This is a genomic window from Algoriphagus sp. SE2 (genome assembly GCF_039563885.1).
Taxonomy (GTDB): domain Bacteria; phylum Bacteroidota; class Bacteroidia; order Cytophagales; family Cyclobacteriaceae; genus Algoriphagus.
This window is the reverse complement of sequence record NZ_JBCLWJ010000012.1, coordinates 34,761-47,837: the sequence shown is the minus strand read 5'-3', so window position 1 is coordinate 47,837 and position 13,077 is coordinate 34,761. Positions and strand designations below refer to the sequence as shown.

Annotated in this window: 12 protein-coding genes; 2 read left to right on the top strand and 10 right to left on the bottom strand. The window is 37.4% G+C overall.

What is annotated here, in order from left to right:
• Nucleotides 1-59 precede the first annotated feature (59 nt).
• The gene (locus AAGF08_RS14325; protein WP_343511934.1) at nucleotides 60-983 is read left to right on the top strand and encodes a carbon-nitrogen hydrolase family protein; all 924 of its coding nucleotides are present in this window, start codon (nucleotides 60-62) and stop codon (nucleotides 981-983) included.
• A 93-nt stretch (nucleotides 984-1,076) separates the two neighbouring features.
• Here AAGF08_RS14325 and AAGF08_RS14320 read toward each other — a convergent pair whose 3' ends face one another.
• The 6 genes from AAGF08_RS14320 to AAGF08_RS14295 all read right to left on the bottom strand — a co-directional run bounded on the left by AAGF08_RS14320 (nucleotide 1,077) and on the right by AAGF08_RS14295 (nucleotide 5,617).
• A complete protein-coding gene (locus AAGF08_RS14320; RefSeq protein ID WP_343511933.1) occupies nucleotides 1,077-2,654 on the bottom strand; it encodes a M1 family metallopeptidase in 1,578 nt (525 codons plus the stop codon).
• A 97-nt stretch (nucleotides 2,655-2,751) separates the two neighbouring features.
• Nucleotides 2,752-3,348: a DUF308 domain-containing protein gene (locus tag AAGF08_RS14315; RefSeq protein WP_343511932.1), complete on the bottom strand. Its 597-nt coding sequence runs from the start codon at nucleotides 3,346-3,348 to the stop codon at nucleotides 2,752-2,754.
• A gap of 73 nt (nucleotides 3,349-3,421) precedes the next feature.
• Nucleotides 3,422-3,916 carry a GNAT family N-acetyltransferase gene (locus AAGF08_RS14310; protein WP_343511931.1) on the bottom strand — a complete coding sequence of 165 codons (495 nt, stop codon included), beginning with the start codon at nucleotides 3,914-3,916 and terminating at the stop codon, nucleotides 3,422-3,424.
• A gap of 39 nt (nucleotides 3,917-3,955) precedes the next feature.
• Entirely contained in the window at nucleotides 3,956-4,393 is a 438-nt protein-coding gene (locus AAGF08_RS14305; RefSeq protein ID WP_343511930.1) for a UPF0158 family protein, read from the bottom strand.
• A gap of 99 nt (nucleotides 4,394-4,492) precedes the next feature.
• Nucleotides 4,493-5,131, bottom strand: coding sequence for an alpha/beta hydrolase (locus tag AAGF08_RS14300; RefSeq protein WP_343511929.1), 639 nt, complete (start codon nucleotides 5,129-5,131; stop codon nucleotides 4,493-4,495).
• 3 nt (nucleotides 5,132-5,134) lie between these two features.
• Nucleotides 5,135-5,617 (bottom strand): cytidine deaminase, encoded by a 483-nt coding sequence (locus AAGF08_RS14295; protein ID WP_343511928.1) that lies wholly within the window; start codon nucleotides 5,615-5,617, stop codon nucleotides 5,135-5,137.
• Nucleotides 5,618-5,733: 116 nt separating this feature from the next.
• Here AAGF08_RS14295 and AAGF08_RS14290 point away from each other — a divergent pair, with 116 nt between their 5' ends.
• The gene (locus tag AAGF08_RS14290; RefSeq protein WP_343511927.1) at nucleotides 5,734-7,065 is read left to right on the top strand and encodes a saccharopine dehydrogenase C-terminal domain-containing protein; all 1,332 of its coding nucleotides are present in this window, start codon (nucleotides 5,734-5,736) and stop codon (nucleotides 7,063-7,065) included.
• A 6-nt stretch (nucleotides 7,066-7,071) separates the two neighbouring features.
• Here AAGF08_RS14290 and AAGF08_RS14285 read toward each other — a convergent pair whose 3' ends face one another.
• Genes AAGF08_RS14285 through AAGF08_RS14270 form a run of 4 tightly spaced genes read right to left on the bottom strand, consistent with a single transcriptional unit; the run spans nucleotide 7,072 to nucleotide 13,076 of the window.
• The gene (locus AAGF08_RS14285) at nucleotides 7,072-8,133 is read right to left on the bottom strand and encodes a DUF4249 domain-containing protein (RefSeq protein WP_343511926.1); all 1,062 of its coding nucleotides are present in this window, start codon (nucleotides 8,131-8,133) and stop codon (nucleotides 7,072-7,074) included.
• Nucleotides 8,134-8,137: 4 nt separating this feature from the next.
• Nucleotides 8,138-9,202 carry a DUF4249 domain-containing protein gene (locus tag AAGF08_RS14280; protein WP_343511925.1) on the bottom strand — a complete coding sequence of 355 codons (1,065 nt, stop codon included), beginning with the start codon at nucleotides 9,200-9,202 and terminating at the stop codon, nucleotides 8,138-8,140.
• A 4-nt stretch (nucleotides 9,203-9,206) separates the two neighbouring features.
• Nucleotides 9,207-11,609 carry a TonB-dependent receptor gene (locus tag AAGF08_RS14275; protein WP_343511924.1) on the bottom strand — a complete coding sequence of 801 codons (2,403 nt, stop codon included), beginning with the start codon at nucleotides 11,607-11,609 and terminating at the stop codon, nucleotides 9,207-9,209.
• A gap of 9 nt (nucleotides 11,610-11,618) precedes the next feature.
• Nucleotides 11,619-13,076, bottom strand: coding sequence for an IPT/TIG domain-containing protein (locus AAGF08_RS14270; RefSeq protein ID WP_343511923.1), 1,458 nt, complete (start codon nucleotides 13,074-13,076; stop codon nucleotides 11,619-11,621).
• Nucleotide 13,077 lies beyond the last annotated feature (1 nt).

Below are 13,077 nucleotides of genomic sequence, written 5' to 3'. Positions count from 1 at the left end.
AAAGAACTTACCTTGGCTTTGCCTACGACTTTGTAAATTGATTTTCAAATACAGCAACTATGAAACTAAAAGTTTGCCTTATTCAGGATAATCCAATCTTTTTTGATAAAGAAAAAACATTTGAGAAGATTGAAATGCTTAGTGCTCAATATGCAAAAGAAGGTAACAAGTTGATCGTTTTTCCAGAATCATTTATCCCTGGGTATCCCAGAGGATTTACTTTTGGAGCAAAAATAGGAAGTAGGACTACAAAAGGAAGAGAGCAATATGCAAACTATCATGCCAACAGTTTTGATTTGGAAAGTAGCGATTTGGAAAGACTGGAAACCTTATGCATTGAATTGGAAATTTATCTGGTGATTGGAGTAACTGAAAAATCCAGTACCAATGGAAGTCTCTATTGCTCTATGCTCTACTTCTCTCCAAATGGTTTTTTGGGTGTACATAGAAAAATCAAACCTACGGGTACGGAACGATTGATTTGGGCAGAGGATTCTGGAAAGTCTCTCGTAAGTTTTGATACCAAAATTGGAAAATTAGGTGGATTGATTTGCTGGGAAAACTACATGCCATTGGCAAGAATGGCTATGTATCAGAAAGGCGTCGAAATTTATATTGCTCCTACTGCAGATGCTCGTGAAAATTGGATATCAACCATGAGGCACATCGCTTTAGAAGGAAGATGTTTTGTGCTTGGTTGCAACCAGTTCTTCACCAAATCTATGTACGCTGATGAATTTCAAAAGGAACTGAAAGAAGAACAAGAGATAATCTGTAATGGTGGATCTGTCATTGTTTCTCCATTGGGAGAAGTTCTAGCGGGTCCCTTATTTGGGGAATCAGGGGCAGTTTCAGCCGAGATAGATTTAAATCTAATCATCAAAAGTAAATTAGATTTTGATCCTATCGGTCACTATTCAAGAAATGATATTTTTGAATTGATTATTAAAGACCAACCTCCGATGAAGAAAGAGAAACCCTAAAAACCTTTCAACAAATCTTAAAATATGTTTCCTACATCTGCTATTTATGGATAGCAGGAGGACTTATTATTAAATTTTTTATCCTGTAAAAGATTATCTATTTAACATCAGCCAACCTTTTGGATCGACCTTTATTTCAGAAGTACTTGGAACTAAGACGGGCTTTGAGCCCAAGGTTACTTTCTCTATACCATTAGAAGTTTCTATTTCCACAGGAATACTGAAGTCAATCCCTTTCAGACTTACCATATAACCTGATTTCCCCTTTTTACTGACTTTCAGCTCTGGTAAATCTGTAGTCTTCAAATAGAAATTCAAAAAGTCACTTAGATCTTTATTTGTATAGCTATATACAAAATCAATAAAATTATCAGTAGTAACTTGATTTAGGTAGGTAAAACGATCATCAGAAACAAAGGCCTTAAGCATAGGAAAAAAAACTTCATCTCCCAGAATTCCCCTCACTCCATGGACTACTGCAGCTCCTTTGCTGTAAATCTCTCCATGATAGGCCTCTTCCTCCGTACTATTTGGAGGGGAAACTACTGGCTTTGCATGAGGAATGGTTCTCAATACGGAAGCCGCCTGATCAAAATAGGCTTCCGAACCTCCATGTTCTTCATAAAATAACCAATCCCCATAGGCTGTAAAACCTTCGTGGATCCACATATCAGCCCAATCACCTACGGACATTTTATTACCAAACCATTCATGGCCTAACTCATGATGCAATAACCAATCATATTGAACATCTCCCATAGGAACAAATTGAAAATTATTTCCATAAGCATTGATCGTTTGATGCTCCATCCCTAAATATGGAGTCTCCACGACAGCAATTTTATCTTTTGGAAAAGGAAAAGCACCAAAATACTTTTCGTGTGTTTTAGTACTTATTTTCAAAACTTCTAACAAATCATTTGCCTTTGCCTGATCCTCCTGCAAAACATAGACATGCATTGGAATTACTTCTCCCGAAATGGAATTGAAATCAAGTTTAGCTTCATAGAAAACACCAACCGTAAAATTTATTCCATAATTGTTAATCGGATAGTCAGTCGACCAATGATAGGTTACTTGATTCTCTGTTTCATTTTTACCCAATAATCTCCCATTTGCGGCAGCGAAATAAGGTTTATCAACAGTAATAAAAAGATCAATACCATTCTGGGCTTCACTTGAAGGGTGGTCCAAAGCAGGCATAAAAATCTTAGCTCCTTCTCCCTGAGAAGAAAGCCCCATCCAATGATTATCAAATCTATCCAATTCCCATGTAAATCCTCCTGTCCAAGGTGGATTAAGGGCAATGGGTGTCTTTCCTCCATAAAAGACATCCACAGTATTACAAGTACAGTCTATTGGAATTATATCCAGCAAATCATCTTGATGAGAAAATACTACTTCATCTCCATTCATTACCACTTTCTCGACCTGATATTCATCAATTAGATTTAATCGAAGGGTATCCAATTTCTCTGAAGCTTCAAATATGATACTATTCTTACCTCGAATCGACTTGCTTGCAGGTATTACCTCAAGCTCCAGCTGATAATGAAGCACCTTAAATTTTGCCTGTAGCGGATCAATAGGACCTCCCCAATCCCAGTTTTGTCCAAAACTAAACGAAAAAGAAAAAATGAGAGCTAATACAAATAAACTGGTTTTATGCATGAAATTTATTTCGAGATAAGGATTGGAATCCCTTAATCACAATTGTAAATAATTGTAGCTCAACGGATCATTTTTTCAAACCAAATTCCTGGGACTTCTAGAATTCATCTTCCAATTTTTGTTTCAATTTACCTGGAAGATCGTGGAGCTTTTTAAGTTTCAGTGAAAATAAAACGGCTACTACTCCCAATAACAGAAAAATTAAAGCGGTGATGGTCACCAAAGTCATTCCAATAATCGATGGATTCCAAATCAAAATAAAGGAAAGGATCATTCCAGCGACCCCAAGCCAAAGTAAGGATTGATATTCATCACCATGATCTTTAAGACTTAAAGCAAAACTAATCCCAGCGATAGATTTAAACATCACCCCAAAGCCAACATAAAGAGGTAATGTCACCATGGAAAGTGCCGGATTTGTCAATAACAAAATACCTATCATGGTACTGATAAGTCCTGAGGCCAAGAACCAACCCCAATGATCTAAGGTTTTCCTATTCCCAAAAGCAAACGTGAGTTCACTGAGTCCAGATGCTAAAAATGACACACTGAATAAAGTTGCCAACACTAAATAGGAAGCTAAAGGCGTAGTGAAGACATAAATAGCCAGAAGAATAAACAAAACTCCAATAATGGTCAGGAGATACCAATGTTTCAACGCTTTTTGAATGGTCTTGAATGGTTTTGCTGTCATGCTTTCTCTATTTGTTTTATTAAAAATAAGATTTTCTACTTCAAAGTCTTAAACAATCATTCAAAAATAAAAACTATTCCAAACGGTAAAGAATTTCCAACATGGGAAACCCAAAGTTTGTCGTCATCTCTTCTGAAACTTTGACAAATCCATTCCTTACATATAAACTAATCGCTGGATCAAGTCCCGAAGTAGTATAGAGATATGCCGATTCATACTTTCTTTCATGAAAAAAATCCATCCATTCTTGCATTAATTGTTTTCCAATTCCAAATCCTCTAAACTCTTTCAAAAGAATAAAATATCTCAGTTGAGCCTGATTTCCTGGTCTGTGCATCAAGGACAAAAACCCAATTAATTTTCCTTCATATTCTACAATCCAAACCCGATCCTTTTCAGGATCATATTGGCTATAAAATTCAATGATACTTTGCATTACATAAACTTCAAAGCCTATAGGAAAGCCATATTCTTCTCCATAAACTTTACCATGAAGAGCAACAACGCCGCCTAGATCTCCTGGAGATAACGTGTTTCTTATGGATATTTTGTTCCTATCAATCGTCATTTGGGCAAGAAAAAACCGCCATTTTAAGGCGGTTAAATATTAATCTTCGGAATAATTAAAGCTGTCGACCTGCTCCTTTACCCAATCCTGATATTTCGAAAGACGATACTCCAGCCACTCATTTTTGTACTTGGATTCGTCTATCAAAAATTTAAATCCGGTGGAAGCTTTCGGTTTGCTCAACGCGTTTACCAAATCTTCTGCTAGGTTTTTCTCTTTGATTTTTCTGTCAACAAAATCCTGCATCATTTGATGCTCTTGAGCCGGCTCCATCTTGGTAAACTCGGCAAAGTTATCTGGATTTTCCTCTATTTCGTCCAAAATATCCTCCTCTGCTTCAGTGAGGTCATAGTTGAAATAATCTTCATCATCAGGCATGTGATGTATCTTCTTTTTATCAATTTGATAGAAACATACATTGCCTTTCAGCAATTGGGTGGAAATCAATCCTACCTCTTTTTCAGTAAGCGAAAACATGAATGAGTTACAAAATTTTTGGAAAAATAGTGAATGTCAAAGTTGCATCAAATTGTTTTTGCTCTTGCTACCCAAAAGCAATGAAATATTTTTACTTTTTTAATCAAAAAGGTCTTTTAAAGCCTCAGAATCAATAATATGCCCTCCAGAAAAGTTGATTTTATTTGCTTTCATTCCAAAAGATTTTACAAATTCTTCCTGTTTTTCTATGGTTCCGGGAGTTATAAACTCATCCTGATCTCCTAGCACTATAGTCAACCTAGTTTTTTCAAAATGTTCCCTGCTCTCTTTTATATTCAAATCATGAGCAAACCCACCAGCCCAAAGAATAATTGTCTCAACAATTCCTGACCATCTACTCGCCCACCGGGTTGCGGTAGCAGCTCCCTGAGAAAAACCTAAAACGTTAATTTTGGGCTGCACCTCAAAGCCAGAGAGAAATTCATCGACTAACTTATCCAGATATCGATGGTTATTTTCAATAGCAAGTTCTCGCTCATGACTAGTCATCCAATTGGCTCCAACTCTTCCCCGAAAATCTTTAAGGTATGAATAATTTGTTCCTTCGGGCACTAAAAATATTCTGTCTTCCGAATCAAAGGGTAAAAACTTCCTAATAAAATATTCTGCCAACTGACCATATCCATGAAATAGAATCCAAACCTCCGATTCTGAAAAATTGGGTTCATGCGAAATAGAATAGCTTGCTTCAAATTGAAATTGGATATGTTTTTTCAAAAATTAACCGTTTAAATCTTCAAATTTGAATGGTAGAAGGGATTGGATTCCGGGAACTTTAATCACATTTCCATTCGGCTTTAAAATCAGCAAAATAATTGGCTGATCAAAGCGCATTTCCACCTCACTTATTGTTTGCCTACATAGTCCACATGGCGAAACTGTTGCCCAAACCTTCTCTCCTCTTCTTTTAGCCACAATAGCTAGTTTTTTTACGGGATCCTCAGCATGGTTGGCTCCTGCGTAACCTAACAAAGACCGTTCTGCACAAACCCCAACTGGAAAACTAACATTCTCTTGATTATTGGATTTTAAAACCAAACCTGAATTCAACAGAGCGGCAGCTCCAACTAGAAAATTCGAATAAGGGGCATATGCTGATTCACTGATTTTTTTCGCCTCAGTCAATAATACCTGATCCTCTTCCGAAAGTTCGGCCCAACTCAATTCTTCCAACTCAGCTGTAATTATTATTTTTTTACCCATGATTTTGTTTCGGAGTCTTCCTAACGCCCAAAGTACAGATTTGTTCCAATTTTAAGCAATCTCCTTTTGTGGCTTGAATATATTGCTCAATTTAGACTTACAATACAATGACGTTTATGAAGAACATTTTGATACTTGGAGGAGGAAAATCCTCTATATTTTTGATAGACTACCTCGCTGATTCTTGCTCCCAAAAAGATAGAAAATTGATTTTAGCTGATCTTGACCTTGATCAGGCAAAATCCAAACTCCAAAACAAGCCAAATACAGAGGCTATTGCTTTGAATATTGAAAATGAAAATGAGCGGAGAAAGCTTATTGCTAAAGCAGATATTGTTGTTTCTATGCTTCCTGCAGCGATGCATCCCCTTGTCTCAAAAGACTGCGTGCATTTAGGAAAGCACTTTTTCTCAGCTTCATATGAGTCAGAAAGTATGAAGAGTCTTAAATCGGAAATAGAATCCAAAGGTTTATTATTTCTGAATGAATGTGGTTTAGACCCAGGACTAGATCATATGTCTGCCATGAAAATAATTCATGAAGCAAAATCCAAAGGAGAAAAAATTCTTTCATTCAAATCCTATTGTGGTGGATTGTTGGCCCCAGCCAGCGAGGATAATCCATGGAAATATAAATTCACCTGGAACCCTAGAAATGTTGTATTGGCCGGACAAGGTACTTCTCAATATATTGAAAAGGGAGAATTAAAGTTCGTACCATATCAACAGGTATTCAAAAGAATAGAAAATATTCATTTTGACGGAGTAGGAAATTTCGATGGGTACCCAAACCGGGACTCGTTGAGCTATAGAAAAGTATATGGATTGGAACAAATCCAAACAATGCTCCGGGGAACACTCAGAAGAGCTGGATATTGCAAAGCTTGGGATGTATTTGTTCAATTAGGTTTAACAGATGATTCATTTCAGCTGGAGATGCCTGAAGGAAGCAATCTCAGACAATTTTTAAATGCATTTTTGCCATACAATAAGGATCTATCCGTGGAGGAAAAAATAGCAAAAGCGATTCCTGAAATGGATTTTCCAACTTTTGAAAAAATTCAGTGGTTAGGTTTTTTCGGCAATAGAGAACTTCCAAAAACCAAAGGAAGCCCAGCTGCTATCCTCCAAGCGATCTTAGAAGAAGATTGGGCACTTAATCCGGAGGACGTTGATATGATCGTAATGCAGCATCTCTTTGAAATAAAAACAAATGAAGGTATTAAGGGTATAAGTTCCAGTTTGGTATGTTATGGAGAGGATTCCAACTACACCGCTATGGCAAAAACTGTTGGATTACCTTTAGCAATCGCTATAGATTTATTTCTGGATAAAAAGATCAGCATCAGCGGTTTACATGTTCCGGTAATTCCGGAAATTTATAATCCTGTTTTAGAAAAGCTTGAAGAGTTTGGAATTCGGTTTATTGAAAAAAGCAAAACTAAGTGAATGTGATTATGGGGACCAGTCTGCTGGTGCGTTGAGAGTAGCACCATCTACTACTCTACAATCATCTGTAATCAATCCTGCTGGCTGCCTAAAATCCAAGTCCGCCCCATTGATATAGATTCTCTTTCTGGCCTCTCCTACAGCCATAAAATACCCCAAAACAACCTCATCCGGATTATCCAAACTAATCATATTACCACGGATATTGGCTGGAGGAGGATCAAATACAGACCCACTTACTTCGGATTGTTGTTTGGCTAATCTAAGAAAACGATATGCTTCCTGGGAAATACTATATTGCTCTAAATCAATCCTAAATGTATTCACGAAACGAAGCGCGTTATCAAGAATAAAAGCAGCAGGAAGACGGGTATTTAAACCGTTAAAGTTATCGTCTTTAGCTATAAAAATTGAGGAATTACTGGTTTGTTCTGTTCTAAAACAAACCGCGCAACAGTCTTTTGGATCAGGAGCTCTACTTGGAGGCGGTGCTATATATAGATCAGGCCTGGTTTCCAGAACATGTACCGACTCCCCTTTTCTCCAATAATAAAAATTATTTTCTTCGGCAGGATCTTCCAAGTCTACTATCAGCTGTACTCCTGAAGCATCGTTGATTTCTCCTTCTACAGGAATTCTTTCTACTTGATAAGATATATTTTGAATCTCAGGTACAGGTACTACTTTCTCTGGTAAAGATGTATAAACCTTCCCATCCAAAAGTTGGATTTGTAAAGTGTATGTCCTTCCAATTTCGGCAGAAAAATCGGCTGGAGTTAAATAAAACCCTCTATTCTCAGGATCCTCTGACAAAAAAATGACTTTGCCGGTTTCGTCTCTTACAATAACAGTCGCTCCAGCAACTGGTCTAACTAAACCTTCAAAGACACTTCCATAGGTATCACTTCTAGTCAATTTGATGGTGGTTGGTCCTTGACCACTAGAAATCATTCCATCTATGGTCAAAAGTTGCGGACCATCTTCAATGGAAACTTCATAAGGATCTATGCACGAAAAAAAAATCGGAAAAAAAAAGACTATATAATTTTTCAAAAATCTTGATTTCATGGATTTAAGGGTTCCAATCAAGAGGTGGGTCTAGCTGCGAACCTTCAATCTCTCGGCAGTCATCTGGAATTATTACCACAGGCTGTCTAAAATCAAGTTGATTTCCGTCGATATAAATTCTTTTCCTATTCTCACCAGCAGCAATAAAATATCCCAAAACAATTTCTTCGGGATTATCCAAACTGATCATGTTACCTCTGATGTTTGCAGGAGGAGGATCGAAAACAGAGCCTGAAATCTCTACCTGTTGCTTAACCAATCTTAAAAATCTATAGGCTTCAGGGGATATACTCAATTGTTGCAATTCAGTCCTGTAGGTATCCACAAATCGAATTCCATCATCCTCAATAAAACCTGCAGGAACTCCTGTGCTTAGCCCATTGAAAATATCATCTTTTTCCAAATAGATTCCCTGATTTCCCAATCTCTCAGTTTTATAGCAAATAATGCAACAATCTTTAGGTTGGGGATCACGACTCGGGTTTGTTTCGGATGGTCTCGGAGTAAAAAGATCTGGACGGGTTTTCAAGACAAAAGTGGATTCATCTGTTCTCCAGTAATAGAAGTTATTCTGATCAGCTGGATCATCAAATTCAGCAATTAACTGTACGCCGGAACGTTCTAGGATTTCACCTTCAACTGCGATTTTTACTACTTTCAAATCCACATTTTTTATTTCAGGCACCGATTCCACGCGCTCTGGAAGTGAGGTGTAAACCTTCCCGTCAATTAGTTGAATTTGTAAGGTATAGGATCTTCCTACACTGGCAGAAAAGTTTTCCGGAGTATAATAAACACCTCTATCTTGAGAATCCTCAGTTAAGAAAGTTACTTTTCCCAAATCATCTCTTACAATGACAGTGGCACTACTTACAGGTCGGATCAACCCTTCAAAAACACTTCCATAGGTATCACTTCTAGTCAGTTTTATACTATGCGGACCAGGACCAGTAGATATAAAACCATCCACCGTAAGCAATTGTGAACCACCTTCTACCTCTACAGAATAGGGGTCTATACAAGCGGCCAAAGGTAAAATCAAAAGCAGGTAAAGATATTTTCTCAACATCTGATTAAAATTTGATAGAATAACTGATACTTGGAAGAGGTACTCCCAGAACTGCAAGCCTTAACGCTTGGGGGGGTGCTCCAGATTCATCCACGAAGAATAAGGAGAATGGGTTCTTACGTCCATAAACATTCAATATGGAGAAAGTCCAATCTCCGTCGTAGAATTTACCTTTTCCAGGAAGTTTGAAATTGACAGAAAAATCCAGCCTGTGAAAATCAGGTAACCTTTGTTCATTTCTTCTATTAAAGTAAGCGAGGTTATTTCCCGTATAATCAAATTTTGCCTCAGGGAAAGTGACAGGTCTTCCGGTACTATACCCAAAAGTAGCCGAAATAGAGGTGTTGGTACTGACTTTATAATTCCCAATCAACGTAAAATCATGAGGCTTATCAAAGTTGGAAGCATACCATTCCCCATCATTGATAATCTCCTCTTCAAACGGCGTAATTACCTGTCTCAAACTCCTTGAATAGGTATAAGATGCCCAACCAGTCAACCTTCCTAAATTTTTCTTCACATATAGTTCGATTCCATACGCTCTGCCATTTGCAGGCACAAGTTCTGTCTCCAGATTATTTTGAAGAATTAGATTAGCCCCATCCTTATATTCAATGACATTTTGAATGTCTTTGTAATAAACCTCTATAGAAGTCTCAAATATATTCCCTCTGAAATTATTGTAGAATCCAAGTGAAATTTGATCTACAATTTGAGGTTTTAGGTAGTTATCACTTAGCTTCCATACATCAGTTGGGGCAATAGTAGCTGTATTGGAAATCAAATGGATAAACTGATACATTTTATTGTATCCCAATTTAATTGAACTTGACTTGGAGAAGGAATAACGGAGCGAACCTCTAGGGCCAAAGCCATTATACGTTTGAATTTGATCCCCATCACCATAAGTTGTTTCACTAATTGCAGTTCCATCACTTAAGGGTTGATTTTCGGCATATTCACGAACTACTCGTGGGCCGTAATAGCCATACATGTCATATCTGGCACCGTAAGACATACCAAACTTTTCCCCTATTTCAAATTCATGTTGAAAGTGAATTCCAGACTCTCTTCCATATTCATTTTGAACTTTTTGTGGCAATATACCTGATTCAGTGCCCTGAGAAGGGACTAATTCACCAGGCTGTAATTCGAGATTTTTGAAATCACCCCCTATCGTCACCTTATTTGTATCGCTAAACTTATAGTAAAAATAGGCTTTGATCCCGTAGTCTTTTATACCAGAGTTTAGGTCAAAATCGTTTATTCCCGAACGATTAAATATACTGTAATCGTATTGGGTATAATACCCTAAAGCTTCCAGTCCTATCTTATCATTGATAATACTTTTCCACTGTAAAGAATGGCTATTATTCTTCCAAGAAACAGTCGTATCAGATGCAAAGGCAAAGTCATCGTATGAGGTGTAATAACTATAGGTAAATTCGTTTTTTTCCGAAATTGGGGCAGATATCACCAAATTCCCATCATAAAAATTCGCTGCAGAATTTTTTAAATCAGGATTACTTAAAGCACCCAAAAACCAATTGATGTATGATCCTCTAAAACCACCTCGGATTGAGACTTTGTCTTTCACCAAGGGACCGTTGATACCAACTTTCCCCGAGAAATTACTGACCATCAAATCTCCTCCCCATTTCGCGATTGAACCGGCTTTTGGTTGAATATCCAAAATGGAAGATCCTCTTCCTCCAAACCTTGATGGAATTACAGATTTATATAATGTCACCCCATTTACTGCATCTGCATTGAAAGAGGTAAATAATCCAAATAGGTGGGTAGGGTTATATATAGGAGCTCCAGCAAATTGTATCAGGTTTTGATCAGCTCCTCCACCTCTTACGTTTAGGCCTGCCGCGGCCTCTCCTACCTGACTTACTCCAGGTAGCGTTGCCATGGACCGGATAATATCCACTTCTCCTAAAAATGGAGGCAATTCACGCATGGTATTCATACTCATTGTGATGGCTCCCATATCTGTAGACCGAATATTCTTATCTGGATCACTTCCATAAATTACTACATCATCCAATTGAAAATCTTCTTGAATCATTTTTATTGAGATTCTCCCGTCTCCAACTGCTGTAATTGGATAATTCACTGTTTCATACCCAACATATCTGAATTGTAGATTATATTCAGCCCTATCCAGCGTGAGTTGAAATGATCCATTGTTATCTGTTATCTTATTGATTTTTAACTCAGGTACTGTTACAGTAGCCCCGGCTAATGCCTCCCCCGTGATTTCATCAATGATCCTACCTGAAATTTCAATTCCTTTAAGCTGACCAATATCCCTTCCGATCACCTCGCGCTTTATCTCTCCTGTCTGAGCTAAACCCAGTTGGCTTAGTAGCAAAAAGAAAACAAGTAATAGTTTTTTCATAATTAGCTATTAAAATCCGTTGGGGTCAAACTTGTATAAATTCATGGGGAAACTCCCTGCAATAGTGATGTCCGGCATTCTCATTATATATAAGAACCCATCTTTTTCAAAATGTGCTACGGTTATTTCCTGAGCAAGTCCGGGAATTCTGTTTTTAGATTTCCAAGTCATTGAATTCAAATCCAACTCCCAGATTTCTGAATTTCTCTGATAAAGTCCTACATACGCCTTATCTCCGATTACCTGTCCCATTCCATAGCCTTGCCCCAGACTTCCTGGGTAAGTGGAAACAGTTGCCCAAGTTCCTGTGCTAATTGAATATTCCCAGAGAGTCGATTCGTTATCTATTATAAAGAGTTTGTTTTGATAGACAAAAAAGGCATTTTCGGTGGAGAAAGCTTTTGGACTATCCGGTAATTCAGACCAAGTTTTTGAAGACGTATCAAACTTTCTAAATGCTGAGGTATTTCCCTCTTTGCCTCCTAATACGTAAAGATTACCACCATTTTCAAAAGCTATTGATTCTCTGCTTGCGAAAGGCAAATCGGGTAGCCTTTCAAAGCTATTTCCATTTATTTTATAGAAAGAAAAATTAATATCATAAGGATTAGGAATTAAGTCTGCAGTACCGCCTCCTAGATAATTTTTGGTGCTAATTGCATAAGCGCGAGGCGTCCCGGGAAAATTTATTTCTCTCCATGAATTGGAACCTATCTCATATTGTTGAATTTTAGTATAAAAATTATTCTTAGATATAGTTCCTAAACCAACATTTAATCCGCCCTCATTTTGAAAGAATACATTTCCATATAGTCTAACTGACTCGGGAAACTTATTTATTAATTCATAAGTACCTATTTGATATTCAAATGAAGAAGAAAATTCTAAAGTTTTATCTTGCACAACCACTTTTACCGGTACTTTAACATCTGCAGCTTCCGGAATTATCAAATGCAGTCTTGACTCGAAATCTATAGCTGTAACTGTAGCTTCCGAATCCCCAAAAAACACACGTGTGTCCTCTGTAAAATTTTTTCCTAAAATAACCATCTCACCTCCCACTATCCCGAAAGCAGGCGAAAACGACTCAATAATTGGACTTAAAGTATTTAATTCAATAATATTCCCAAATTGGATTTCTCCACCCAGATCCATATATGCTTTCGCGAAATACGTCTTAGAATTTAATAGCCCATTTGTCTCTCCTATAAACCTACCAGGTCCATCCTTAGCTCCCAAGGAAATAATAATAGGAGAAGAAAAGCCTTCATCTTCCGAAATATAAAAGCCGTGATCATTAACCGTGATCGTTTGATTTGTAATTAAGCGACCGAGAAGTCTAACGTTTTCCCCACTAGCATAAAGAACTTCTTCTGTGACTAGGACGGTGGTTTCAGTTTCATCTTCAGTACAAGCCCATCCCAAAAAGAGCATAAATAATAAGCTCAGAGATAGAAGTTTTCGCATA